21 protein-coding genes and 2 pseudogenes are annotated in these 26286 nt (G+C 62.5%); 9 read left to right on the top strand and 14 right to left on the bottom strand.

What is annotated here, in order from left to right:
* Positions 1-15 precede the first annotated feature (15 nt).
* Both MB84_RS11155 and MB84_RS11150 read left to right on the top strand, forming a co-directional pair.
* Positions 16-1692: a sensor domain-containing diguanylate cyclase gene (locus tag MB84_RS11155; RefSeq protein WP_046291833.1), complete on the top strand. Its 1677-nt coding sequence runs from the start codon at positions 16-18 to the stop codon at positions 1690-1692.
* 47 nt (positions 1693-1739) lie between these two features.
* On the top strand, positions 1740-3038 hold the full coding sequence (locus MB84_RS11150; protein ID WP_052653166.1) for a phospholipase A: 1299 nt from the start codon (positions 1740-1742) through the stop codon (positions 3036-3038).
* Between the two features lie 4 nt (positions 3039-3042).
* On the opposite strand, the gene MB84_RS11145 is transcribed toward MB84_RS11150, so the two are convergent.
* Complete coding sequence (locus MB84_RS11145; protein WP_046293662.1) at positions 3043-3471, bottom strand: EamA family transporter; 429 nt, start codon at positions 3469-3471, stop codon at positions 3043-3045.
* A gap of 150 nt (positions 3472-3621) precedes the next feature.
* On the opposite strand from MB84_RS11145, the gene MB84_RS11140 reads away from it, so the two are divergent.
* Positions 3622-3837 carry a DUF1289 domain-containing protein gene (locus tag MB84_RS11140; RefSeq protein WP_046291832.1) on the top strand — a complete coding sequence of 72 codons (216 nt, stop codon included), beginning with the start codon at positions 3622-3624 and terminating at the stop codon, positions 3835-3837.
* On the opposite strand, the gene MB84_RS11135 is transcribed toward MB84_RS11140, so the two are convergent.
* The 6 genes from MB84_RS11135 to MB84_RS11110 form a co-directional block, all read right to left on the bottom strand.
* Complete coding sequence (locus tag MB84_RS11135; protein ID WP_046291831.1) at positions 3818-5251, bottom strand: aldehyde dehydrogenase family protein; 1434 nt, start codon at positions 5249-5251, stop codon at positions 3818-3820. The genes MB84_RS11140 and MB84_RS11135 overlap by 20 nt on opposite strands.
* A gap of 158 nt (positions 5252-5409) precedes the next feature.
* Positions 5410-7005: an ABC-F family ATPase gene (locus MB84_RS11130; RefSeq protein ID WP_046291830.1), complete on the bottom strand. Its 1596-nt coding sequence runs from the start codon at positions 7003-7005 to the stop codon at positions 5410-5412.
* Between the two features lie 115 nt (positions 7006-7120).
* Positions 7121-8269, bottom strand: coding sequence for a BMP family ABC transporter substrate-binding protein (locus tag MB84_RS11125; RefSeq protein ID WP_046291829.1), 1149 nt, complete (start codon positions 8267-8269; stop codon positions 7121-7123).
* An 89-nt stretch (positions 8270-8358) separates the two neighbouring features.
* On the bottom strand, positions 8359-9288 hold the full coding sequence (locus MB84_RS11120) for an ABC transporter permease (protein ID WP_046291828.1): 930 nt from the start codon (positions 9286-9288) through the stop codon (positions 8359-8361).
* 10 nt (positions 9289-9298) lie between these two features.
* Entirely contained in the window at positions 9299-10441 is a 1143-nt protein-coding gene (locus tag MB84_RS11115; RefSeq protein ID WP_425415895.1) for an ABC transporter permease, read from the bottom strand.
* Between the two features lie 97 nt (positions 10442-10538).
* Entirely contained in the window at positions 10539-12086 is a 1548-nt protein-coding gene (locus MB84_RS11110) for an ABC transporter ATP-binding protein (protein WP_084009718.1), read from the bottom strand.
* Between the two features lie 234 nt (positions 12087-12320).
* Between MB84_RS11110 and MB84_RS11105 the strand changes: the two genes are divergently transcribed.
* A complete protein-coding gene (locus MB84_RS11105; protein ID WP_039398644.1) occupies positions 12321-13259 on the top strand; it encodes a LysR substrate-binding domain-containing protein in 939 nt (312 codons plus the stop codon).
* 215 nt (positions 13260-13474) lie between these two features.
* On the opposite strand, the gene MB84_RS11100 is transcribed toward MB84_RS11105, so the two are convergent.
* Complete coding sequence (locus MB84_RS11100; protein ID WP_046291825.1) at positions 13475-14833, bottom strand: 8-oxoguanine deaminase; 1359 nt, start codon at positions 14831-14833, stop codon at positions 13475-13477.
* Positions 14833-15486: pseudogene (locus MB84_RS11095) on the bottom strand (solute carrier family 23 protein); the annotation flags it as partial. The gene MB84_RS11100 and the pseudogene MB84_RS11095, both read right to left, overlap by 1 nt.
* A 72-nt stretch (positions 15487-15558) precedes the next feature.
* On the opposite strand from MB84_RS11095, the gene MB84_RS11085 reads away from it, so the two are divergent.
* Positions 15559-17132, top strand: a protein-coding gene (locus MB84_RS11085) for an IS3 family transposase (protein ID WP_425415910.1) whose coding sequence is annotated in 2 segments (ribosomal slippage) — positions 15559-16024 and positions 16024-17132 — 1575 coding nt in all. Because the reading frame shifts where the segments join, the coding sequence is not laid out codon by codon here.
* Here MB84_RS11085 and MB84_RS11080 read toward each other — a convergent pair.
* Positions 17126-17887, bottom strand: a pseudogene (locus MB84_RS11080) (solute carrier family 23 protein); the annotation flags it as partial. The gene MB84_RS11085 and the pseudogene MB84_RS11080 sit on opposite strands and share 7 nt — an antisense overlap.
* Before the next feature lie 444 nt (positions 17888-18331).
* Here MB84_RS11080 and uraH point away from each other — a divergent pair.
* The 4 genes from uraH (at position 18332) to MB84_RS11065 (ending at position 21743) form a co-directional block, all read left to right on the top strand.
* Positions 18332-18682 carry a hydroxyisourate hydrolase gene (gene uraH / locus MB84_RS11075; RefSeq protein WP_046291824.1) on the top strand — a complete coding sequence of 117 codons (351 nt, stop codon included), beginning with the start codon at positions 18332-18334 and terminating at the stop codon, positions 18680-18682.
* A 40-nt stretch (positions 18683-18722) separates the two neighbouring features.
* A complete protein-coding gene (locus tag MB84_RS11070) occupies positions 18723-19928 on the top strand; it encodes a urate hydroxylase PuuD (RefSeq protein WP_046291823.1) in 1206 nt (401 codons plus the stop codon).
* 436 nt (positions 19929-20364) lie between these two features.
* Complete coding sequence (locus tag MB84_RS30925; RefSeq protein WP_245725530.1) at positions 20365-20592, top strand: hypothetical protein; 228 nt, start codon at positions 20365-20367, stop codon at positions 20590-20592.
* The gene (locus MB84_RS11065) at positions 20562-21743 is read left to right on the top strand and encodes an MATE family efflux transporter (RefSeq protein ID WP_245725529.1); all 1182 of its coding nucleotides are present in this window, start codon (positions 20562-20564) and stop codon (positions 21741-21743) included. The genes MB84_RS30925 and MB84_RS11065 overlap by 31 nt, the downstream gene beginning before the upstream one ends.
* A gap of 53 nt (positions 21744-21796) precedes the next feature.
* Here the strand turns inward: MB84_RS11065 and MB84_RS11060 are convergent, their stop codons facing one another.
* The 4 genes from MB84_RS11060 to MB84_RS11045 all read right to left on the bottom strand — a co-directional run bounded on the left by MB84_RS11060 (position 21797) and on the right by MB84_RS11045 (position 26000).
* Complete coding sequence (locus MB84_RS11060; RefSeq protein WP_046291822.1) at positions 21797-22645, bottom strand: proteasome-type protease; 849 nt, start codon at positions 22643-22645, stop codon at positions 21797-21799.
* Between the two features lie 53 nt (positions 22646-22698).
* Positions 22699-23502, bottom strand: a complete 804-nt coding sequence (locus MB84_RS11055) for a transglutaminase family protein (protein WP_046291821.1) — start codon at positions 23500-23502, stop codon at positions 22699-22701.
* A gap of 4 nt (positions 23503-23506) precedes the next feature.
* On the bottom strand, positions 23507-24505 hold the full coding sequence (locus MB84_RS11050) for an alpha-E domain-containing protein (RefSeq protein WP_046291820.1): 999 nt from the start codon (positions 24503-24505) through the stop codon (positions 23507-23509).
* 70 nt (positions 24506-24575) lie between these two features.
* Positions 24576-26000, bottom strand: a complete 1425-nt coding sequence (locus MB84_RS11045; RefSeq protein ID WP_046291819.1) for a circularly permuted type 2 ATP-grasp protein — start codon at positions 25998-26000, stop codon at positions 24576-24578.
* Between the last annotated feature and the right edge of the window lie 286 nt (positions 26001-26286).

Genomic DNA, 26286 nt, shown 5'->3' with positions numbered 1-26286 from the left:
CAACCGCCTTTGCCGTTGGTCAACGCTCCTCTCTCCCGTCGACATGCCGCTTCCGCCTTTCTGTGCGGCGTCGTCGTCCTGCTGTGTGTCCTGATCGCCTGGGGTCTGGCGCGCTTCGCTGCCGATCAACTCGTAGCGAATCGCGCCGCGCGCCTGCTTTACGAGGAGCGCAGCATCGCCACGCGGCTGGCGCACGGCACCGTTCATACGGTCGATCAGGACCTGATACTCATTCGCGGCATCCCGCAGGTCCTCGCGCAGATCGGGCAGATCCAGTCCGCAGCAAACACGATAGCCACCCATCCGCTAACGGGCGTTCCGCAGGACAAAGCGCGCCAGATGTTGCTGGCAAATCCCGTGCTGAAGCCCGTCAATGAGCTGCTGCGCGCCGCGCAACTGTACTTCGGCGCGGATCTTGTCTGGTTGGGCGCGCCCGACGGCATCACCATTGCGTCCAGCGATTTCAATACCACGAACCCGCTGATCGGCGACCGCTACGGCGACCGCGACTACTTCAACACGGCGGTGCTGGGTGGCGCGGGGCAGCAATACGTCACCGGACGCAAGACCGGCATGCCCGGCATGTACTTCACCGCGCCGGTCTATCACGACGGCATTCTGGTCGGCGTCCTTGTCGTCAAGCTCGGCATTCGCCGGTTGTCGCACTGGGTCGACAGCGGCGCTTCGTTTATCACGGATAAGAATGGCGTGATCGTGCTCGCCAACGACCCGACCTTTACCGGGCTGGCAGTGCCGGGTGCGGCGGTGTTCAACCTCACGCGCCGAGAGCGCCGTCATCTGTATTTGCAGGAAGACTTCACTGTCGTGCCCATCGAAAACTACGATCTGACGCCCGGCACGCCCAACTTCCTGCAAATGGGGCCGGACGACGAGGACAACAAACACCGTGCGCGGCTGGTGCGCGTACGCCCTGACAATCAGCCCTATTTGCTGGATGTCGAACCGTCCTCGGACGGCGACATGGTGATTTACACCATGAGCGAAGCGCCAACGCTCGGCAGTCTCTCGATAGAGCGACGCCGCTATGCCTCACTGGTATTCGCTTTGCTGCTCATCTCGGCTGGCGCGCTCTACCTGCTCGTGCGTTACCTGCGCCGCGAAAAGCTCCAGTTGACGGACACGCTGGCAAAAAATGCAGCCCTCGAACACGAAGTGAAGTACGACGCACTGACCGGCGCGCTCTCACGCGGACACTTCCTCAAGCGCCTGCGTGTCGGCGTCATGCAAGCGGCTTCGGCGGACGTGCCGACCAGTGTCATCCTCGTCGACCTGGACCATTTCAAGCAGATCAACGACACGTGGGGACATGCGCTGGGCGATACGGTATTGGCCACCTTTGTCCGGCTTTGTCACGAATCGTTACGCGAAGATGACATCTGCGGTCGTTTGGGGGGCGAAGAATTCGCTATTATCCTGAGTGGCGCCACGGAAGCACGGGCGTTCGACGCCGCTGAACGGCTGCGCGACGCCGTTCGCGAAGCACGCATCAACGTCGACGGTCGATCACTTAAGTTCACGATAAGTGCCGGCGTAGCCCAATGGCACGCGGGTGACGACGACAATGCCTGGCTGCAACGTGCCGACGCAGCGCTGTACCTTGCCAAATCGCGCGGACGCGATCGCTGCGCCCGCGAATCCGACCTACGGGTACTCACCCGAGGCGGGACTTAACCGGCTTCAGGCATCCCGGCCTGAAGTCGCCAACTCAGACCGGACCGATGCTCAAGACGAATCTCGCCACATTCGCCCCATCGCCGCTTCGCGCCATTCAGGTCGGTGCGGCCGCTCTCTGCCTGGCCCTGAGTAGCGCCGCACATGCGGATCTCTCGCTACTGCAACCGCCGCGCGCCCTCGCGGGAGGCGCGCCATTGCAGCTCATGCTGTTGGCCACACAGGATTCGCCAGGCCGCAAGACCGTCCAGTTGCCGGAGGAAATCGTCGTTCGCATCTCTAACGACGACTTCAAACCGACGCTACTGCATCTGAAGCGCGCGGCCATCGTCCCCACTCAGCTCACGCTGTCCAACGGACAGTTCCGCCGCGTCCCTTATTCAGCAGTCCTGCCCAAAGAGTTACGCGGGTCCGTACGCATCGAGCCGGTCGACTGGGACGCCTCGATCACCACAGTGGTGCTCGATCGCGCCGCGCCCGCCGAGCCGATGGTCGCCGCTGCGCCGATCCCAGCAGAAAGCGGCACGGCCCCCGGGACTGGCAACCGCACCGCAGCCCTCCCGTCTGGCGCAGTTGCGGCGGCACCGGCTGCCACGTCGTCAGAGGCCATTGCCCCGACAGCGGACACCGAGTTTGCCCGCATTTCGTCGCACGAGCCGATGTACATCGCGTTTGGCAAGAATGGCGACGCGAACGCACGCTTTCAGCTCAGCTTCAAGTTACACATCCTGAAACCCGACAATCCCTCGTCGAAGTCCTTCCTCGACAATCTGTACTTCGGCTACACCCAGTTGTCGATTTGGGATCTGGAAGCCGAGTCCGCGCCGTTCCGCGACTCGAATTACCGTCCGAGCTTCTTCTATTACGTTCCCGACACCGGCGTGCGGGCTGGCTGGTTCTCGTCGCTGGGTATCGCCGCCGGTATCGAGCATGAGTCCAACGGCAAAGCGGGTGACGACTCGCGCAGCATCAACACCGTCTTCGTCAAACCGATCCTCACGTTCGGTAATCCATCGGAGTATCACTGGACGATCGCGCCGAAGCTCTATGCCTATCTGGAGAAGAAGGACAACTCCGACATTCAGGACTATCGCGGCTACATGGACCTGCTCGTGTTGTGGGGCAAGCCCAATGGCTGGCAGATCGGCGCGACGCTTCGCAAGGGCATGAAGCGTAACTACGGTAGCGTAGATGTGCAGGTCACCTATCCGCTCGGCAAGCTGATTCCGGGCACCGGTGGCTACATCTGGCTCGGTTACTTCACTGGCTACGGCGAAGACATGCTCGACTACAATCGCCACTCGCCGTCGCAGGTGCGCATTGGCTACAGCGTGTTCCGTTGGTGAGGCATCACAACACCAGCACGAGGGCACCGGCGACGATCAACGCGCCGCCGAGTGCCTCCTTAAGCGAGAACGGCTCGCCTAGCACCACCCACCCGATCAGCATGGCCATCGCCACGCTGAGCTTGTCGAGCGGCGCGACGCCCGACACCGGCCCCAGTTGCAACGCCCGGAAGTAACAGAGCCACGACAGCCCCGTGGCGACCCCCGACAGAACGAGGAAGGCCCACGTGTTGGCGCTCAGGCTTGTCGGCCTTTGCCACTCGCCGCGCGTGCCGACGATAGCCAGCGTCACCCCGAAAATGATGACGGTTCGAATCAACGTGGCCATATTCGAGTTGACCTGAGCCACCCCGAGTTTGCCGAATATCGCAGTCAGCGCAGCGAAAAACGCCGAGCCCAGCGCAAAAAGTTGCCAGCTACGCAGCATAACCATCGTCACCCATGAATACCCTTGCCAACCTGAAACGGGCGCAAATGTCCACCGTCCGCGCCCGCCCGTAGGGGAATCGAAACTGCCCCGGCCATCGATGCGATAATGGCAACATCTTGTGTCACCCCGCCAGACCTGGCCGAATTCTCCCCTATGTCCGAATTGCACGACCGCCCCGACAGCCCTTGCATTGGCGTTTGCTCGACACTTTTCGACGACGTCTGCAAAGGTTGCGGCCGCACCGCCTACGAAGTCTCCAACTGGGTGTTCTTCACCGAGCAGGAGAAGGCGGCGGTGTGGGAGCGCATCATCCGCGAAGGCACGGGGATGCGCTTTTGCGACAGCAGTTCTACGACTTCGCAGACTTGAATTGAAGCGACTTGTATTCCAGGAACTCCTCGAAGCCGTAGACGCCGTTCTCCCGCCCGTGCCCCGACTGCTTGAATCCACCGAACGGGGCCTGTACGTTGAACTCCCCGCCGTTGATGTCGACCTGTCCGGTGCGAATCTGACGCGCCACGCGTACCGCGCGCGCCTCGTCGCCTGACCACACGCCACCGCCCAACCCGTAGATCGAATCGTTGGCGATACGCACTGCGTCGGCTTCGTCCTGGTACGTGATGATCGACAGCACGGGGCCGAAGATCTCTTCCTGCGCTACGGTGGCGTCCGGTGTTACACGCCCCAGCACCGTCGGCTGTACGAAGAAGCCCGCCTCGAAGCCCTCGGGTACCGTATCCCCCCCCGCAATCAACTCTGCACCTTCCGACAAACCCTTGCGGATGTAGGTCTGCACACGCTCGCGTTGCGCAGACGACGCAAGCGGCCCGAGACGCGTGGTTTCCTCGCGCGGGTCGCCCAGCGTAAAACGCGCCACCGCCTCTTTCGCCAACGCTTTGACCTCGTCATAACGCGACGCCGGTACGAGCATGCGCGTGTGTGCAGAACAGGTCTGCCCCGAATTCAGATAGCAGGCGTTGAGCGTTCCTTTAACGGCTGCGGCAAGGTCTGCGTCGTCGAGCACCACCGAGGCCGACTTACCCCCCAACTCCAGCGCAACACGCTTGACGGTCTGCGACGCCACCTCCGACACGCGTTTGCCTGCACGCGTCGATCCGGTGAACGACACCATGTCAACGTCCGGATGCCTTGCAAGCACCTCGCCGACGACCGGCCCGAGCCCCGTCACCAGGTTGAACACGCCCGGCGGCAGTCCAGCCGCTTCGATCACTTCGGCCAGAATGAACGCGTTGAACGGTGCGACTTCCGACGGCTTCAACACCACCGTGCAACCGGCAGCCAGCGCGGGCGCGACCTTGAGGGTGATCTGGTTCAGCGGGTAATTCCACGGCGTGATCGCCCCCACAACACCAACCGGCTCGCGTACCACCAGCGAATTGCCGACGCGCGCCTCGAACTCGAACGATTCGGCCAGCTCGGCGTACTTGTTCCAGTGATACACCGGACCGCCGACCTGAATAGCACGCACGAGTTTGATCGGCATGCCCGTCTCGCCCGTCATGACCTGCGCCAGCTCGTCGGTGCGCGCCTTCAGGCCCGCCGCAATCTCGCGCAGATACCCGGCGCGCTCGGCAGCCGGTGTGGCCGCCCATGCGTCACGCGCATTGCGCGCCGCCGCAATCGCAGCTTCCGTATCCTGCGCCGCACCTTCGGGAATGCGGCCCATGAGCTTCGCGTCGGCCGAATGGAAGACGTCCAGCGCACCGCGCCCGACCGGCGTCACCCACTGTCCGTCGATGAAAAACTTGTCGTACGTCTTCATGCATTGCCTCCTGCTGGCGTTGAGCAACGAATGGCCATTGTAGTCCGCCCTCCGTAAACGCGAACAGGGCGCCTGCGATGCAAGCGCCCTGCTCACCTGATACGACCGAACGACCGAGTTGCCGAACGTCAGCGGGCGTCAGCGAACGTCGTCGCCCATCAGACTTCCACGCCCTGGCTGGCCAGGTACTCTTCGTAAGTCCCGGCGTAATCGACCAGCGTGCCGTCGTTCTTCACTTCGATGATGCGCATGGCAAGCCCCGACACAAATTCGCGGTCATGCGACACGAAAATCAGCGTGCCCGGATACTTGTCGAGCGCGATCTGAAGCGATTCGATCGATTCCATGTCCATGTGGTTGGTCGGCTCGTCCATCATCATGACGTTGTGACGACCCAGCATCAGCTTGCCCCAGATCATGCGGCCCTTTTCACCCCCGGACAGCACGCGCACCGACTTGCCCACGTCGTCGCCACCGAACAGCAGACGGCCGAGCGAGCCACGAATCACCTGATCGTCGTCGCCTTCCTTGCCCCATTGCGTCATCCAGTCGGTGAGCGTCTGGTCTTCAGGGAATGCTTCGGACGTATCCTGCGGGAAATAGCCGATGTTTGCGTTTTCCGCCCACTTCACGTGGCCGCTGTCGACCGGCAGATCGGCCATCAGGCTGCGCAGAAGCGTGGTCTTACCGGCACCGTTCTCACCGATGATCGCAACACGTTCGCCCGCGCGCACGGCACCGGTGAAGTTCTTGAAAATCTGGCGGTCGTAGGCTTTCGAAATGCCCTCGAATTCGAACGCGAGGTTGTGCAGCTTCTTCTCGAACTCGAAACGGATGAACGGGTTCTGACGCGACGACGGCTTGATGTCTTCCACCTTGATCTTGTCGATCTGCTTGAGACGGCTCGTTGCCTGACGTGCCTTCGACTTGTTCGCCGAAAAGCGGCGCACGAAGTCTTGCAGGTCGGTGATGCGTTCCTTCGCCTTGGTGTTCGCCGCCATCTGACGCTCACGGGCCTGCGCCGACGCCAGCATGTAGTCGTCGTAGTTGCCCGGGTAAATTTTGAGCGTGCCGTAGTCCATATCGGCCATGTGCGTGCACACGGCGTTCAGGAAGTGGCGATCGTGCGAAATGATGATCATGGTGGAGTTGCGCTCGTTGAGCACGTCTTCCAGCCAGCGGATCGTGTTGATGTCCAGGTTGTTGGTCGGTTCGTCGAGCAACAGCACGTCCGGATTCGAGAACAGCGCCTGCGCGAGCAGCACACGCAGCTTCCAGCCCGGCGCGACATTGCTCATCGGACCCTGATGCTGATCCGTCGGAATGCCCACGCCCAGCAGCAGCTCGCCTGCACGCGCTTCGGCGGTGTAACCGTCGTACTCGGCAAACTTCGCTTCGAGTTCGGCGGCGTGCATGTAGTCGTCGTCCGTCGCTTCCGGATTGGCGTAGATTGCGTCGCGCTCGCTCATGGCCGCCCACATTTCGGTGTGGCCCATCATCACGACGTCGAGCACGCGCATGTCCTCATACGCGAACTGATCCTGCTTGAGCTTACCCAGACGCACGTTCGGTTCGAGCATGACGTTGCCGGCGCTCGGCTCCAGGTCTCCGCCAAGGATCTTCATGAACGTCGATTTGCCGCAACCGTTGGCGCCGATCAGGCCATAGCGGTTGCCCCCGCCGAATTTGACGGAGATGTTCTCGAAGAGCGGCTTGGCGCCGAATTGCATCGTGATATTGGCAGTAGACAGCACAGGCGGTATCCGGGGTGATGAGTTGCGGCGGCACGAAATTGCGCCACGAAACCTGACATTTTAACACCGATGCGTGTCACGCGCCCTGTGTACGGCGTCACACCTTGCGAAGCCATTACTGCTTCGGCAGCGAGCCCTCGACGCCTTCCACGAACCAGTTGATCTGGTGCTTTTCGTCGTCGTTGAGGGTCTTGCCCGCCGGCACTATTTCCTTGCCGTCCTGCCCCTTGAGCGGGCCGGTGAACGGGTCGTACTTGCCGTCGCGAATCGCATCGTGGCGCGTGGTCACCGCCTTGCGGGCAGCTTCCGACACGGCCTTGTCGTTGATGGCGACGAGGTTGATTTCGTCTTCCTTGATGCCACCCCAGACCGGCGTGTTCTTCCACGTGCCTTGCATGACTTCACCGACCGTGCGGATGTAGTACTTGCTCCAGTCGATGGCGGCCGATGCCAGATGCGCGTTCGGGCCGAACTTGCTCATGTCCGAATCCCAGCCAAAGGCGTGGATCTTTTTCTCTTCGGCCACTTGCATGACCACGGCCGAGTCGACGTTCTGCATGAGCACGTCCGCCCCCTGCCCCACGAGCGATTCTGCGGCCTGACGCTCCTTGCCCGGATCGAACCAGCTATTGATCCAGACGACCTTCACCTTGACCTTCGGATTGACTTCGCGTGCGGCGATGGTGAACGCATCGATATTGCGGATCACCTCGGGAATCGGCACCGACGCCACGTAGCCGATCACGTTCGACTTCGTGGCGTAACCGCCGACGACGCCCGCCAGATGCGCGCCTTCGTACGTGCGCACGTCGTACGTGCCCAGGTTCGGCGCCGATTTGAAGCCCGTGGCGTGCTCGAACGTCACGTCGGGGAAGTCGGCGGCCGTCTTGACCATCGAGTCCATGTAACCGAACGACGTGCCGAAGATCAGCTTGTTGCCCTTGCTCGCCAGATCGCGGAACACGCGCTCCGAGTCCGCGCCTTCCGGCACATTCTCCACGCGGGTCACAGTCACCTTGTCGCCGTACTTGGCTTCGACCGCCTTCGCGCCCTGCTCATGCGCAAAGGTCCAGCCTGCGTCGCCCGGGTTGCCGATGTAGACGAACGCCACGCCCATCGGGCCCTTGCCTGCCGGTGCTGCGGAGGCCTGTGCGTCGGACGCCGCAGCCGGTGCGTTGGCATTCGTGTTCTCCTGCTTGCCGCAGGCGGAGACCAGCATGGCGGCCGCCAGGCTTGCCATTGTGATCAGGACTTTACGTCGCATCGATTTTCTCCTCGTCATCGATTGTTTCAGTGAAATGCTTGTATCGCATACTGCATGCACGCCGTCGTCAGCCCGGCATCATTACGGCATCACGACCCGGCAAAAAACGGTTTACCCAGCGACGCCGGTGCGTTCAGGCGAATCGTCTGACGATTGCGAGAAATGATCACCAGCACGACGATGGTCGCCAGATACGGCAGGCTTGCGAGCGCTTGCGACGGGATCCGGATGCCCATGGCCTGCGCCTGAAATTGCAGCGCCATGACAACGCCGAACAGCAGCGCACCGAGCGCCGTGCGCCCCGGCCGCCATGTGGCGAAGACCACCAGCGCAAGCGCGATCCAGCCGCGCCCGGCGGTCAGGTTCTCCTGCCACAGACGCAGATAGCCGACGGAGTAGTAGGCCCCGGCAAGTCCCGACATCGCACCGCCGAACAGCGTCGCGAAATAGCGAATCCGTACCACCGGATAGCCGATGGCATGGGCGACAGACGGCGCTTCGCCAATCGAGCGCAGCACCAGACCGGCGCGGGTACGGTAAAGGAACCATGCAATCGCCGCGAGCAGTGCGACCGAGAGATAGCCCAGCGGATTGAGCGAGAAGATCGACGCGCCCAGCACGGGAATCGACGACAGACCGGGAATCGGCATATCGCGCAGCATCGGAATCGTCGCATCGGTGTACGGACGACCGACATACGCCGACAGGCCGATGCCGAAGATCGTCAGCGCCAGACCTGCGGCGACCTGATTGGCCATGAGCGAGAGCGTGAGCCACGCGAAGACGGCCGACATGACGGCGCCCGACGCGATACCGGCGACGACACCCAGCCAGAGGCTCCCCGTCTGCACGGTGACGGCGAACGCGCCAATAGCGCCCATGAGCATCGTGCCTTCCACGCCGAGATTGAGCACGCCCGATTTCTCGGTGACCAGTTCGCCCAGCGCAGCGAGCATCAGGGGGATGGCGGCGATCACCGCACTTGCGGCCAGCGGCGTCAGCAGATTGATCCAGTCCATGCCGCGCTCCTCAGGCGTCGCGCGTCAGCGCGCGAGCGCGCCGACGCAGTCGGTAGTTCACAAACACGTCGCAGCCCAGCAGGCTGAACAGCAGCAGCCCCTGGAACACGCCGCTGATGGCTTTGGGCAACTGAAGCGACGTCTGCACCGCTTCCCCGCCGAGATACAGCAGCGCCATGAGCAGACTCGCCAGCACGATGCCCACCGGATGCAAGCGGCCGACGAACGCGACGATGATAGCCGTGAAGCCATACCCCGGCGCCCACGTCGCCTGCAACTGCCCCACCGGCCCGGCCACTTCCCCTGTCCCGGCCAGTCCGGCCGCCGCGCCACCGATCAGCAACGCGACCCACACTGCGCGCGGTTCCGAATAACCGGCATAGCGTGCAGCGAGCGGTGCGAGGCCACCGACTTCCATGCGGTATCCCGCGAAGCTCTTGCGCATGAAGAACCACGCAAGCGGCACCGCCACCACGGTCATGAAGATCGAGGCATTCAGACGCGTGCCCCGCCACGTCGCCCAGCGCCAGTCGCCGAAGAAGCGCGGGAACAGCGCTTCGCGGCTGAAGTTGATGGACTGCGGGAAGTTCATCCCATGCGGGTCTTGCCACGGTCCGCTGACCAGATAGATCAGCAACTGCGTAGCGACGTAGGTGAGCATCAGACTCACGAGAATCTCGTTGGCATTGAAGCGCACGCGCAGCAGCGCCGGAATCGCGGCCCACAGCATGCCGCCGAGCGCACCGGCCGCCATCATCAGCGGCAGCAGCCACGCACCGCCATGACCGTCGAAATGAATCGCCACGCCGGACGCGAAGATCCCGCCGAGCAACAACTGCCCTTCCGCGCCGATGTTCCAGACGTTCGCGCGATAGCCGATGGCAAGCCCCAACGCGATCAGGCACAGCGGCGACGCCTTGAGCAGCAACTCCGACCAGCCGTTCAGACTGCTGATCGGCGCGAGGAAGAACGCCGCCATCGCCTGCGCAGGATTCTTGCCGAGAAAGCTGAAGATAAGCACGCCGCCAGCCAACGTGATGAGCGTAGCCACCAGCGGCATCGCGAGCCGCATGGTGCGGGAGGGACCTGATCGTGGCTCAAGCGTGAGATCGAACATGGTGTCTGATGAATCGATGAAAACCGATGAAAACATTACGGTGTTCCGGCGGGCGAGCAGTCGTTCGTCACGCACCGAAACACGTCGAAAAAGGAAAATGCTGCGTATGCCCGTGTGTGCCCGTGTTTGCCCGTCAGGCTGCCGCTGCGGCGCGTTCTCCCGGGCCACCGGGGAACATTCCCGCCATCCACAGACCGATCTCGCGCGCGTCGGTCTGCTCGGGCTTACGCACGGGCGACAAGCGTCCCTGCGCCAGCACGGTAATCCGGTCGCAAATCTCGAACAGCTCGTCGAGTTCTTCGGAGAGCACCAGCACGGCCACGCCACGCGCCGACAGGTCCAGCAATTGCTGACGGATGAAGGCCGCCGCCCCGACATCCACGCCCCATGTCGGCTGCGCTACCACCAGCACACGCGGCTCCTGCAAAATCTCGCGTCCGACGATGAACTTCTGCAGATTGCCGCCCGAGAGGCTTTGCGCGGCAGCGTCAGGGCCGCCGGCCTTCACGTTGAAGCGTTCGATGCACAACGTCGCGAACTTGCGCAACGTGCCACGACGAATCCATCCCCCGCGAAGCAAGCCGAGATGCGCCGTGCCCGAAGCGCCCAGCAAGGCGTTATCCGTGAGCGACATGCTCGGCACTGCGCCGCGCCCCAGACGCTCCTCCGGGACGAAGGCGAGTCCGAGCCGTCGCCGTGTGGCCGCGCCCATCCGGCCGACCGCGCGGTCGTGCAGCGCAATGGCCTCCGCTTGCGGTGCCCGCGCCTCGCCCGAGAGTGCTGCCAGCAACTCGGCCTGCCCGTTGCCGGACACACCCGCGATGCCCACGATTTCGCCCGCATGCACGTCGAGATTGACGTCATGCAGCGAGGTCCCGAACGGGTCCTCGCTTGGCATCGAGAGGTTCTTCAAAGACAGCAGCACGTCACCCGGCTGATGCGCACGACGCTCGATCTGCGGCAACGCGCGTCCGATCATCATCTGCGCGAGCGTCTCGGCGGTTTCCTCGCGCGGCACGGCGTGACCGGAGACGCGTCCGCCACGCAACACGGTCGCGCGGTCGCAGAGGTCGCGAATTTCGTCGAGTTTGTGACTGATATAGACGATGCTGCATCCCTCGGCGGCGAGGCGGCGCAACGTCGTGAAGAGTTTCTGGACGGCCTGCGGCGTGAGCACCGAGGTCGGTTCGTCCATGATGAGCAGACGCGGATTCTGCAACAGGCAGCGCACGATCTCCACGCGCTGACGTTCGCCGACGGACAAGCTATGTACGTGGCGCAGCGGATCGACCTCAAGCCCATACTGGGTCGAGACCTCGCGGATGCGTTTGGCCAGCACCTTGAGGTCACGGTCGGCGTCGTCGAGCGCAAGCGAAATGTTCTCGGCGACGGTCAGCGTCTCGAACAATGAGAAATGCTGGAAGACCATGCCAATGCCGAGCTTGCGTGCCGCGGCCGGACTGTCGGTGCGAACCGGTTGACCTTCCCACAGGATTTCTCCGGCGTCGGGGCGTACGGCACCGTAGATGATCTTCATCAACGTGCTTTTACCTGCGCCGTTCTCACCCAGTACGGCGTGGATCTCGCCGGGTAATACGCTCAACGCGATGTCGTCGTTGGCCACCACGCTCGGATAGCGTTTGATGATGCCGGTCAGCGCCAGACGTGGCGTCGATTGCATGGGAAGGGTCACTTGCGGAGTCTGACTGAGTCTGAGTTCGGGGCTTGGGCGGTCCGAAAATACCCAATTCGCGGCGAAATGTCGAGTCTGTGTCATTAACAGGGACATCTAAGGCCACCTTACGAACGACGCGCGTGATAGGGACTTTCCGCTATAGAGGCCCCCGACCTTGTCCTTCATAATGATTTACTTATGCACTACAGGGTCCGACATATTCGGATCGTTATATTTCTCATGAGCCAAAACCGCGAACCGATTGACACTTATTTGCTGCGCGTTCTTCATACCCTGTTGATCGAGCGCAGCGTGACGCGTGCGGCCGTCAAACTGAATCAGTCGCAACCGGCGATCAGCGCCGCGCTGCGCCGTTTGCGCGACATTACCGGCGATCCGCTGCTGGTTCGCGGCAAATCGGGCATGGTGCCGACCGAATACGGTCAGTCGTTGCTGGAGCCGACGCAAAACGCACTGCGCGAAATCGAGCGCATTACGGTGCAGCAATCGAATTTCGACCCGGCCACGACGGTGCGCACGTTTCGCATCGGTTCGCCCGACTATCTGAATACGCTGTTCGTGCCGACGGTCGTCGAACGTTTCCGCCAGCAAGCCCCCAACGCGCAACTGGAACTGCACTCGCTCGGCCCCGCCTTCGACTACGAGCACGCGCTCGAAGACGGCAAGGTGGATATCGTCATCGGCAACTGGCCGGAACCGCCCGAGCAGCTTCACCTCTCGAATCTGTTCGTCGACCAGATCGTGTGTCTGGTGCGTAATACGCATCCGTACGCCAAGCGCGGGCTCACGCTCGAGCAATACCTCGGCAGCCCGCACCTCGCGCCAACGCCCTATTCCGTCGCCCAGCGCGGCGCGATCGACATGCACCTCGCGCGTGAACGCCTGAAGCGAAATGTCGTCGTCACGATTCCGTACTTCAATCTCGCGCCGTACGTCCTGCTCAAATCCGATCTGATTTTTACGACGACACGCCTGTTTGCCGACCACTACGCGGAATTCCTGCCGCTCACGGTGCTGGAGACGCCCATCGATTTCCCGCCGATGCAGTACTACCAGTTGTGGCACGAGCGCACGCATTACTCGGACGAAGTGCGCTGGCTGCGCAGTGTGATTTCCGACGCAACGCGCACCCTGCTGGAATCGCGCACGCCGTCCTGATATCGATTCGATCGATGGGGCTGTGCCGTTTTTACCGGCGGAGCGGCCCCCACCGCCCCGCCGAACCGCACGGCCGCGTTCCCCATGCACAGGAACGCCGCCCCGACTCCCCGCTTGCCCATCGCCACGCCGGAACCGGCTCACCCGAATCTGCCGATTAGGGTGAGCAGTCCCGCGGCCTCACACCATGAATGTGCGGCCGGTGTGGCAACGCCTTACCGGGAAGCCTCGGCCAGTTGCCGCGCCAGCGCGTTGTGACGCGTGACGAGCGACGGCAGGTCGAGCGTCGTCAGACGCCCTTCGCGCACCACCACCCGTCCGTTCACCACGCTGTACGCGGCTTGTCCAGGATTACAGAAGACGAGCGCCGCCACAGGGTCGTGCAGACCACCCGCCATGCCGACGCCACGCGTATCGAACGCCACGAAGTCCGCCGCCATGCCTGCCGCGAGCACGCCGATGTCGTCGCGACCCAGCACGCGTGCGCCGCCGACCGTCGCGATCTCCAGCGTTTCGCGCGCCGTCATCGCGCTCGGGCCGAACCCGACCCGTTGCAGCAGCAACGCCTGACGCGCTTCGTTGATCATGCTCGCCGCATCGTTGGACGCCGAACCGTCCACACCCAGTCCGACGGGCACACCGGCATCGCGCAGCCTGCGAATCGGGGCGATACCCGAGGCGAGCCGCATGTTCGAGCACGGGCAATGCGCCACGCCGGTGCCGGTTTTCGCGAAGAGGGCGATACCCGCGTCGTCGAGCTGAACGCAGTGGGCGTGCCAGACGTCGTGACCGACCCAGCCGAGATCCTGCGCGTACTCGGCCGGGGTCATGCCGAACTTCTCGCGGCTGTAGGCAATGTCGTTGACGTTCTCGGCCAGATGGGTGTGCAACGACACGCCGTAGTGGCGCGCCATCGTGGCCGACTCGCGCATCAGGTCACGACTCACCGAGAACGGTGAGCAGGGGGCGACGACCACACGCAGCATCGCGTAACGGCCTTCATCGTGGTACGTCTCGATAAGGCGTTGCGTGTCTTTAAGAATGTCGTCTTCACGCTCGACCACACGGTCGGGCGGCAGTCCGCCCTGACTCTGGCCGACGCTCATGCTGCCCCGGCTCGCGTGGAAGCGCATGCCGATCTCGGCCGCAGCCTCGATGCTGTCGTCGAGCTTGCAGCCGTTCGGGTAGACATAAAGATGGTCGCTCGACGTGGTGCATCCCGAGAGCAGCAATTCGGCCATCGCAGTCTTCGTGGAGACGCGAATCATCTCCGGCGTAAGGTTCGCCCACACCGGATAGAGATTCGTCAGCCAGTTGAAGAGCTCGCCGTCCTGCGCGGCCGGAATCGCCCGCGTGAGGCTCTGGTACATGTGGTGGTGCGTGTTGACCAGCCCCGGAATGACGACGTGCCCCGTCAGATCGAGCACCTCGTCGGCGTGCGTCGGCAGCATATCGCTGGTGCCGACGGCCACGATCCGGTTGTCTTCGATGTACAGCCCGCCGCGCGCGATCTCGCGGCGACCGGCGTCCATCGTGACCAGCACTTCGGCATTCCGGACAAGCAACGTTTTCATCAATGCGCCTCCAGCCCCATGCTCGATCCGTTCTTCTCGCCGTGGCCGTTGCCGTGCGTCACCGGCGCCTTGAAGCCGTTGAAGTAGGCGTTCAGGATCACGGCGGACAGCGTAGCGAGCAGAATCCCGCTATGCAGCAACGGCGCGAGTTGTTCGGGCATCTTCGCAAAGAACTTGTTCGACGCGACCGGGATCATCGCCATACCGATGCTGATGGCTACGATATACAGGTTGTAGCGGTTATGCGAGTAGTCGACCTTGGACAGGATCTTGATGCCCGTGGCGAGCACCATGCCGAACATCACGACCCCCGCGCCGCCCAGCACGAACTGGGGAATGGACGCCACCACGACCGACATCTTCGGAATCAGGCCGAACACGAGCAGGATGACGCCGGCCGAGGCGCACACCCAGCGGCTTTTCACGCCCGTCACGCCAACAAGACCGATGTTCTGCGAGAACGAGGTATGCGGGAAGGTGTTGAACAGGCCGCCAATGACCGTTGCAACGCCATCGACACGCAGACCGGCGACCAGCGCCTTCTCGTCCACCGGCTTGCCGACGATTTCGCCCAGCGCGAGGAACATGCCCGTCGATTCGATGAAGGTAATCAGAATCACGATGGTGAGCGTCACAATGGCCCACGGATCGAACACCCCCCGGCGTCATACTAGTTGTCGCCTCTGAACTTCCTTATTAAGTAGCGTCAGAGGTGTAAGTTGAAAGTGAAACAAACGTATTCTGTCGAGTTCAAGGAGCAAGCGCTGTCGAAGGTCCTGCGGCGTGGGAGCCGCACGGTTGGCGCGGTGGCCGACGAATTGAACGTGAACGTACTGACATTGAGGAAATGGATGAGAGGCGCCGCTGCCGCGAATCGGAGCTCGGGCTCTGCACACGCAAAACGACCGGAAGATTGGTCGCTGGAGGAACGGCTAATGGCCTTGCAGGAGAGCCATGGTCTGGTCGACGAAGCCTTGCATGGCTGGTGCCGGGAGCGCGGCTTGTTTGCGCATCATCTCGCGCAGTGGCGAGCGCAGTTCTGTGCCGCGGGCAGAAACGGTGATAGCCGGCGCGAAAGCGCCCAAGAGGTGCGGGTTCTGAAGCAGGCCAATGTTGAACTGCAGCGCGAGTTGAAGCGCAAGGAGAAGGCGCTGGCTGAGGCTGCGGCGCTACTGGTGCTGCAAAAAAAGTACCGTGCGCTGCTCGGGGACGAGGCCGAATGACGTCGTCTGAGCAGCGCAAAGTATTGATTGGTCTGATCACCGAGGCGACTCGGGCCGGGGCTCGCCAAGCACGCGCGTGCGTCATTCTGGGGCTCAGTGCCCGCACCGTTCAGCGCTGGCAGCGCGGCGAACCTGACGCAGTGGACCGGCGCACATTACGACACCACGAGCCGCGCCATAAGCTTAGCGCCGAGGAGCGCGCCGAGCTTCTGGCGGTGGCGAACTCGGCCGAATTGGGTCATCTGCCGCCCAGCCAGATCGTGCCGCGCTTGGCAGATCAGCAACGCTATATTGCCTCGGAATCGACTTTCTACCGGGTCCTGAAGGCCGAGAAGCAACTCGCCCACCGGCGCAGCGAACGGCCGGCCCAGGCCCATAGCAAGCCCCGTGCGGTGTGCGCGCGTGCGCCGAACCAGTTGTACAGCTGGGACATCACCTATCTGCCGAGCACGGTTCGCGGGCAGTATTTTTATCTGTACCTGTTTCTGGACGTGTTCAGCCGAAAGATCGTTGGTTGGCAGGTCTATGCGCAGGAAAGCAGCGCACTGGCCAGTGAAGTGCTCAAGGACCTGTGTGCGCGCGAAGCGATACCACCCGACCAGGTGATTCTGCATTCGGATAACGGCGGCCCGATGAAAGGTGCGACGATGCTCGCCACCCTCCAGACGCTGGGCGTCATGCACTCGCTCAGCCGCCCGGGCGTGAGCAACGACAACCCTTATTCTGAATCGTTGTTCAAGACCCTAAAGTACCGGCCGACTTACCCGCTGAGGGCATTTGACACCCTGCTCGCCGCACGCACCTGGGTGGGCGCGCTGGTGCGCTGGTATAACGAAGAGCACCGTCACAGCGCGATCCGGTTCGTGACGCCGGCGCAGCGCCATGCCAATCTCGACCAGACCATTTTGGATCGACGAGCAGCGCTTTATGAGGCCGCCCGGCAACGCCACCCGCTGCGCTGGAAAGGCCGCACGCGCAACTGGCAGCGCGTCGATGCTGTGCACCTGAACCCGGATCGCATCGACCACCAGGACGTCGCCGCACAGCGCCGTAGTCAGGAGAGAAAGGCCGCCTGAAATTTATTCGTGGAGGCGACAACTAGCTTGAAAATTTCCGACACCGGCATGCCGAAGTGGAACGGCAGCACGATGTCGAACCATTTCACCTGATCGAGACCGTCGAAATTCACCTTGTGCAGCAACAGCGCGATGCCGAATCCGAACAGGATGCCGAGCAGCACGGCGATGTTCGAGAAGAAGCCCTTCACGAAGCGCGTGATCAGCAAAATGAAGATGAGCACCGCGAACGACACACCGAGATAGACCGGGTCGCCGTAGTCGGGATTGCCCACGCCACCTGCCGCCCAGTTGATGCCCACGCCGATGATGGTCAGGCCGATGGACGTAATGACGATGCCGGTCACGATCGGCGGGAAGAAGCGCAGCAGCTTGCCGACGAGCGGCGCGATCAGCGTGCCGATGATGCCGGAGGCAATGGTCGCCCCGAAGATACCGGGCAAGCCGAGCGAGGGGTTCGTACCGATGGCGAGCATCGGCCCGACGGCGGCAAAGGTGACCGCCATGATGACGGGCATCCGGATACCGAAGCGGCCCACACCGACGCTTTGAATCAGCGTGGCGATGCCGCAGCACATCAGATCGGCGGAGATCAGAAACGCAATCTGATCCTTGGGAAGGCCCAGCGCGCCGCCGATGATGAGCGGCACGGCCACCGCGCCCGCGTACATCACCAGAACGTGTTGCAGGCCCAGCATGAACAATTTTCCGATCGGCAGTCGCTCATCGACCGGATCCACGGCATTGGTTGTCACACTCATTGCGTCTCCGTCCCTCGGGGGGCTGTTTAATGTCTATTTTTTAGGGTGACTCAATGGTGCAGGTCGACGCACTTTGCGGCAAGACCGCCGGAGGCTATAGTGTTTTTTTCATGAAACGTATGCATGAATGCTTATCTTGCGTCTCGGGTTTTCCCCAAGCACGCACGTAACCATTGGGCTTCCCGGACGATGCGTCTCCTGTCGCGATAACGGCTCATACGTCACGTGTTATTCGCTGGATAACAGAATCCGATAGTCCTCCAAAAAATCCCAATTCCGGTGCACGTAGCGTACGCTTCAGACGTCGCGATGCCCTATTGATGCGCGTCATCTTTTTGTCCTGCATAACGGGGTATGTGCGCGTTTTTATCTTTGGTATTGCGCGCGTTGCCGCGCCGCCATCTCCCTACAATGCACCCATCCATCACAGGAGACATCATGGGACGACTGACTACCCACGTACTAGATACATCGCACGGCAAGCCAGGCGCGGGCATCCGTGTCGAGTTGTGGCGCGTGGACGGCGAGCGCCGTTCGCTGCGCGACGTGCAGACGAATGCCGACGGCCGCTGCGACAAACCGCTGCTCGAAGGTGAGGAATTCGCCGCCGGCGAATACGAACTGGTGTTCCACGCGGGCGACTATTTCGCCGCACAGGGCGTGGACGTGCCGTCGCCGCGCTTCGTGGATCGCGTGGTGCTGCGTTTTGGCATCGCGCAGCCGTCCCAGCATTACCACGTGCCCCTTCTGGTGTCGCCGTGGAGCTTTTCAACGTATCGCGGTAGCTAAATCGCGAACGTGAACGTCAGGCAGTTGAGGAGAACATAAGATGGAAGCGTTTATTACCGACTGGGTCAATCTGTTGCTGCGCTGGCTGCATGTGGTGGCGGCCATCGCCTGGATTGGCGAGTCGTTCTATTTCGTGATGCTGGACAATGGCCTGAAGCCGCCCAAAGCGGCCGAGGACAAACAGAAAGGCGTGTTCGGCGAGATGTGGTCGGTGCACGGCGGTGGTTTTTATCACGCGCAGAAGTATCTGAATTCGCCGCCGCAGATGCCGGAAGATCTGCACTGGTCGAAGTGGAAGTCGTACACGACGTGGCTCTCGGGCTTCGCTCTGTTCTGCGTGCTGTACCTGCTGCAACCGCAGACGTATCTGATCGACAAGAACGTGATGGATCTGCAACCGGGTCAGGCTGTGGGCCTTGCGGTCGCGTTCCTGATCGGCGGCTGGTTCGTCTATGACTTCCTGTGCCGTCTGCTGGGCAAGAACGAGCGTGTGCTCGGTATGGGTGTGGCACTGTTCGTGGTGGCCGCAACGTATGCAACGACGCAGATCTTCGCCGGTCGCGCCGCCTTTCTGATCGTCGGCGCCATGATGGCGACGTCGATGTCGGCGAACGTGTTCTTCTGGATCATTCCGGGACAGCGCAAGAGCGTGGATGCGCTCTCGAAGGGCGAAGTCCCGAACCCGATCTGGGGCAAGCTCGGCAAGCAACGTTCGGTGCACAACACGTACTTCACGCTGCCGGTCGTGTTCATCATGATCAGCAATCACTACGCGTTCACGTACAGCAATCCGTACAATTGGGTGATCCTCACGATCATCACGGCCGCGGGCGCAATGATTCGTCAGTTCTTCGTGCTGCGTCACGCAGGCAAGAATCTGTACGCGCTGCCGGTTGTCGGTGCTGCACTGCTCGCAGGGGTCGCCGTATTTGCCGCCCCGCGCTCCGCCCCGGCCCCTGCCGCCGGTGCGCACGGTGAAGCGGCGGCCCCGGCCGTGAAGCTCTCGGAGATCCAGCCGATCCTGACGCAACGTTGCGCCACCTGCCACTCGGCCAAGCCGACGATGATGGGCAGCGCGCCGGCCGGCGTGATGCTCGATACGCCCGCGGAGATCTCGCAGAACGCGCAACGCATTTATCAACAATCGGTCGCGCTCAAGTCGATGCCCCTGGGCAACGTGACGCAAATGACCGATGAAGAGCGCCAGAAAATTGCCGCGTGGTTTAACGGCGGCGCACAACAATAACGGCGACACCGTCTTTCTTGCTGGACCCATGTTGGGGCGCTTAGGCGCCCCTTTTTTTGTCGTGACGTTCCCATGAGGTCAGCCACCGCTTGACGTCAAGCGCGGGAACTTCGGTGTGACACCGCTTGTCTGTCATACGCGCCCGGCTTTTCGGGCCGAACGACAAACATCATGAATTTCCTCCTCTTCTGTTCCTCCCGGCAAGGCGTCGTCTGGGTGCATCTGCACCAGGCGATGTTCCCTCCGTCCGTCTGACTGCCTCGCTTGCGTCCACCCGCCCGGGCGTGACGCAGCGGGGCGGAGCGCTCACGCCATCGCTTGCGCGTGAGCGACGACTCTCTCCACTCCGAAGTCTCTGAAGTTCTGAAGCCTTTGATGTGCAAGCCACGGTGAGCCGCGTCCCGACACGACACGGTGCGAAGTCATCGGGGGGACCATGTCTCTTTCCACGTCTAATCATCATTGCAGTCATTCGCAGGGCGCAAGGACGTCTCTGCTCAAGGAATTTACGTCTCTCGCGATTCCGACGATCCTCTCCGGCTGGGTGTACACGATCTACACGCTGATCGACGGGATCTTCATCGGCCGCTATGTCGGCCAGCAAGCGCTGGCCGCGCTGAACCTTGTGGTGCCGTGCTCTATGTGCCGTACGCGCTCAGTGTGATGGTGGGCGTCGGGGGCGCAACGCTCATCGCCCGCCTGTTGGGCGAGCGGCGCAATGCCGAGGCGCGTCGCGCGTTCTCGCAGGTGCTGTGGGTGATGCTCGTCTCGGGCGTCGCGATGAGTGCTGCCGTACTCGTCTTCAGGCATGAGATCGCTGCTGCACTGGGTGCGCAAGGCGCAATCACGGCGCACGTCGTCGCCTATCTTTCCGGCTGGGGCTGGTTCGTGCTGTTTGCCAACGGCCTCTACGCGATGGAGTTGTTCCTGCGCGTCGAAGGCGCGCCCGCCGCCCGTTTCGGGTTGTATGCGATGTTGATGGGCGCGCTCGCGAACGTGGCGCTCGACTACTGGTTCATCGTGGTTCGTGAGATGGGGATGCACGGCGCCGCGCTGGCCACCGGGCTGTCGATGATGGTGTCGAGCAGCGTGATGTTGGCGTATCACCTCTGCCTGGCGAAGCAAGTGGTGCCTGCCCGTCACGCTTTCGGTGGCGGGGAAACGCACGTGTCGTATGTGTGGCGGGCGATGTACAACGGCGCGTCGGAGTTCCTCGGCGCGATCGCACCGGCAGTGACGGTGTTCGTCTTCAACCGCGTGATTCTGGTCAACTTCGGTGAGCCGGGGCTGGCCGCTTACGCCATCCTCGAATATATGACGCTCGGGGCCACGGTGACGATGGTCGCACTCGTGCAGAGCATGCAGCCGATGATCAGCTTTTATCGCGGTGCGCGGGATGCGAAGGCGCTCCAGGGGGCGTTCCGTCTGGGCGTCGTCGCGGTGATGGGATTCTCGCTGCTGGTCGCCCTGGCGATGGCGGCGCTGGCGCGTCCGCTGACGTTCCTCTTCCTGCCTGCCGGTGGCGACGCTTGGTCGATTCTGGAACACGCGGTCATCTGGTACGCGCTGGCGTTTCTGCCCGCAGCGGGCAATCTGATCGTTGCGGGCTATCTGACGGCGGTCGAAGCGCCGGGCCCGTCGGCGGCCATCGCGATGCTGCGCAGCTGGATTCTGCTGCTGGGCATTCTCTGGTTGCTCGACGCGCGCTTCGGCGGCGGCGCGATCTGGTACACGCTACTCGCCACGGAAGCGACGACGCTCGCGCTCAGCGCATGGCTGTATCGGAAGCAGCACCGCAGTCTCGGGTTGGCGTAATGGCTGCGCAGATGTGTGTCGCGCAAAGGCCGACGCGCATCTGCGCCTGAGGCTTAGGACGGCATCTTGAGCGATACGGTCTGTGCGAGCGACTGAACGCTCCCCGGCTCATCCGCACCGGGCATGCCTTCGGGCGGCTCGGCCCGCGGCGGCAGCGACGCGGGCGCACAGGCCGCGCCGGACGTCGCCCACTGCGGCTCGGGCAGTTCGTCGAACACCTGACGCAGACGCGAGCCCCAGGTGTCGTGGATCATCTTGTAGTAGACGTTCTCGTCGTCGAGCGACGCGAAGCGTGTCACGCGCAAACTGTTTTCTTCGTAGACGAGCAGATCCAGCGGCAACCCGACGGAGACGTTCGAGCGCAGCGTGGAGTCCATCGAAATGAGGGCACATTTCGCGCCGTCGTCGAGCGACGTTGCGGGCGTGACCAGCCGGTCGATGATGGGCTTGCCATACTTCGATTCGCCGATCTGAAAGTACGGATTGACGGAGGACGCCTCGATGAAATTACCCGCCGAGTACAACTGGAACAGACGGCTGCGCGCACCGGCGATTTGCCCGCCGAGCAGGAAGCTGCAATTGAAATCGACGCCGAACGCTTCGAGCGACTTGGCGTCGCGCGTATAGACGTCGCGAATGGCCTGCCCGACGACGCGCGCCACGTCGCTCATGGTCTTCGCGGTCCACAGCGTTTCGGTGTCGCGCGCCTCGACCAGTTGCTGGCGTACCGCCTGCGTCAACGCAAGATTCCCCGCCGAGAGCAGCACGATGACGCGTTCGCCCGGACGCTCGAACACGAGCATCTTGCGGAATGTGCTCACATGATCGACGCCCGCGTTGGTGCGGGTGTCGGAAAGAAAGACCAGCCCGGCATCGAGCTTCATGGCCACGCAATACGTCATGTCGTTCCTGTCTTGCCGTGCAAGGCGCGCTGCCTCGCTACGTTGAAAAGCTATTATTGTTGATCGAGCGGTGCCGTATCGACACTGACCGATACGTGCAACTTCTCGGTCGCACCGCCGCTGCGCATGCCTCTGACGGGCGCCGCAGATTCGTAATCACGCCCCACTGCAAGACGGCAGTAGTTGCCGCTGGCGAAGCAGGCATGCGTGACGTCGATGCTGACCCACCCTGCGCCCTCTACCCACACGTCGACCCAGGCATGGCTGGCCGCGTGCGGCACGTCGCCCGGATCGATGTACCCGCTGACGTAGCGCGCTGGCACGCCTCGCGCGCGGCACACGGCCAGCATGAGGTGTGCGTGGTCTTGACAGACGCCGCGTCCCAGTGCGAGTGCCTGTGCAGCGGTGCTGGTCACGGCGGTGATCCCCGACTCGTAATCGACCTGCTCGCAAATGGCCGCCGCCAGCGCCAGCAACTCTCCCGGCGTGGCAACCCCGGCGTCGCCCGCCAGTGCGTCGATGCCGTCGCTGCGCCCCGTCAACGGCGTAGGGCTGGCGAAGCATAACACTGGTACGGCATGGCTCGTTTCCCCCAGCCTGCCGTCGATGAGCGGTGTCGTTTCGACCTCGCCTTCGGCCAGCAGATGGATCTCATCGTGCGGTTGATGCAGCACGAGCGTATGCATGTCGTTGCCAAAGGCGTCACGTGCGGGCGTGACCTTGCCCGGCGCGTTCAGTCGCCATTGCACGATGCGCTGCACCTCCGACGCGCTCGGCGTGAGCCGAAGCTGCTGGATGGTGTAGCGCACCGGCGTGTCGTAGCGGTAGGTGGTTTCGTGGCGGATGGTCAGGCGCATGGCATCAGGCGGCGAGCGGGATCAGGAAGGTCTGACTGATCTTGTTGCCGAGCACGGAGACTCGCTCGAGGAATTCGGTCAGCACGGGGTGCAGGCCTTGCTGTCGAATTTGCTGGATGTCGGTGTATTTGAGTTCGGACTGTAGTTTGCCTGCATAGCGTTCGACCTCGCCGGACTGGGCATTGGAGAGCGTGGCGAGGTTTTCGCACACGCCCGTGAGCGACGCGAGCAACGAGCGCGGCATGTGCGCGTTGAGCATCAGCAACTCGACGACGCGCTCGGGTGTGATGACGTCCCGGTAGACCTTCCGGTAGATCTCGAAGCCGGAGACACTGCGCAGGACGGCCGACCAGTAGTAGAAGTCGGTCGGATGCGACGCGTCCGGCCCCGCCTTGTCGGCTCGCACCGCTTCGTGGAAACGGACGTCGAGAATGCGGGCGGTGTTGTCGGCGCGCTCCAGGAACAGGCCGAGCCGGGTGAGGTAGAAGGCGTCGTCCTGAAACAAGGTGCCGAAGCTCACGCCCCGCGACAGGTGAGAGCGCACTTTGACCCATTCGAACAGGTGCGCGGGATCGCGCTCAAGCAGATCGAGGATGCGCGGGAAATCCAGCCAGGTACTGTTGACGCTCTCCCATAGCTCGGTGGTCAATGTGCCGCGTACGGCACGGGCGTTCTCCCGCGCGGCGGCCAGACAGCAGGCGATGCTCGACGGGTTCTCGGGGTCGCGCACCACGAAGTCGAGCACGTTGGCGCGCGTCGCGCGCCCATGTTTGCGGTTGAACGCAGGCTCCAGCTCGGAGATGCGCAAGGTGGCGCGCCAACCCGCTTCATTGTCGATGCCGCCAGCGAGGACCTGCGCCATGTCGGTATCGTCTTCGTCGTCGACGGCATCCTGCGGAAGCAGGAGGTTTTGCAAATTGACGTCGAGCAGGCGAGCGGTGTTTTCAGCTCGCTCCATATAGCGGGCCATCCAGAACAAGTGGTCGGCGGTACGGCTGAGCATGATCTCTTCCCGATAATTTTCCGATGTGCGCGGTCTGGCTGACTTGCGCGCTCTCTATGGCCTCTGCCGCTTACTTTTCCAGTACCCAGGTGTCCTTGGTCCCGCCCCCTTGCGAGGAGTTGACGACCAGCGAACCCTCCGTGAGCGCTACGCGCGTCAGGCCGCCCGGCACCATGGTGACACCCTTGCCCGAGGACAACACGAACGGCCGCAGGTCGATGTGTCGCGGGGCGATACCGGCTTCTACGAACGTCGGGCATGCGGAGAGTGCCAGCGTGGGTTGTGCGATGTAGCCGTCGGGTTTCGCGATAAGCCGCTGCCGGAAGGCTTCGATTTCGGCCTTGGTGGACGCCGGACCGATGAGCATGCCGTACCCGCCCGCACCGTGGACTTCCTTGACGACCAGTTCCCCGAGGTTGTCGAGCGTGTACGCAAGGTCGTCGGGCCGACGGCACTGGTAGGTCGGCACGTTATTCAGGATCGGCTTCTCTCCGAGGTAGAACTCGATCATGTCGGGGACGAACGGGTAGATAGACTTGTCGTCGGCGACGCCCGTACCGATGGCGTTGGCCAATGTCACGCGCCCCGCACGATAGACGCTCAGCAACCCCGGCACGCCCAGTGTGGAGTCGGCGCGGAAAGCAAGCGGGTCGAGGAAGTCGTCGTCAATGCGGCGATAGATAACGTCGACACGCTTCGGACCGTTGGTCGTGCGCATGTAGACGAGGTTGTCCTCGACGAACAAATCCTGCCCTTCGACCAGCTCGATCCCCATCTGTTGCGCCAGGAACGCATGCTCGAAGTATGCAGAGTTGTAGATGCCCGGCGTCATCACGACGACGGTGGGATCGTCCACGCCGATCGGCGCTACGGCCCGCAGGCTGTCGAGCAATAAGTCCGGGTAATGCTCCACCGGTGCAATGCGATTGCGCGCGAACAACTCCGGAAATAACCGCATCATCATCTTGCGATTCTCCAGCATGTACGACACGCCGGATGGCACCCGTAAGTTGTCTTCCAAGACGTAGAAGACGCCATCGTCTCCCGTTCCCGCTCTAACTACGTCGACGCCCGCGATGTGCGAGTAGATGTCGCCGGGAACGTCCACACCCTGCATCTCCGGACGGTACTGCGCATTCTTCAACACCTGATCCGCCGGGATCACGCCCGCACGCAGGATGTTCTGGTCGTGATAAACGTCGTGGATGAACTTGTTGAGCGCCTCGACTCGCTGACGCAAACCCGTCTGCAATGTATGCCACTCATGCGCAGGAATGATCCGAGGGATCAGATCGAACGGGATCAGACGCTCCGTGCCCGCCTCATTCCCATACACAGCAAACGTGATCCCCACGCGCCTGAACGCCAGATCGGCCTCGGCTCGCTTATGGTGCAAGACATCTTCTGTCTGACATTTCAACCAGTCGTCAAACCGACGGTAGTGCGAACGCGTCGCACCCGTGATGCTCGCCATCTCGTTATAGCTCTCGACCATAGGCTTCTCCGCAGATTGCTGTGTCGAGATCGAGCAATATCCATGCCCGAGCTGTTTTTCCGCCCTTTTTTAACCTTTTGCCGCTTTCCGCACGCTTTCGGTGCGCCCACCTCCCTGCACCACCGCCTACGCACCACATCGGTGTTTCGAAGTATAGGAGTTGGGGTTCTACTCGGACTGTTGTGTTTACCCCCGCCCCCTAACACCTTCCCCCTAACGGACCGGGGCCCCTTTCCGCCGCTCAGACATAAACCCAACTCGCTGCAGAAAGGGGCCGTGACGCCGT

Origin of the sequence: Pandoraea oxalativorans, from assembly GCF_000972785.3 — a bacterium.
Lineage (GTDB): Bacteria > Pseudomonadota > Gammaproteobacteria > Burkholderiales > Burkholderiaceae > Pandoraea > Pandoraea oxalativorans.
Note: the sequence above shows the minus strand (reverse complement) of the source record. Positions and strands in the feature narration are given on the sequence as shown.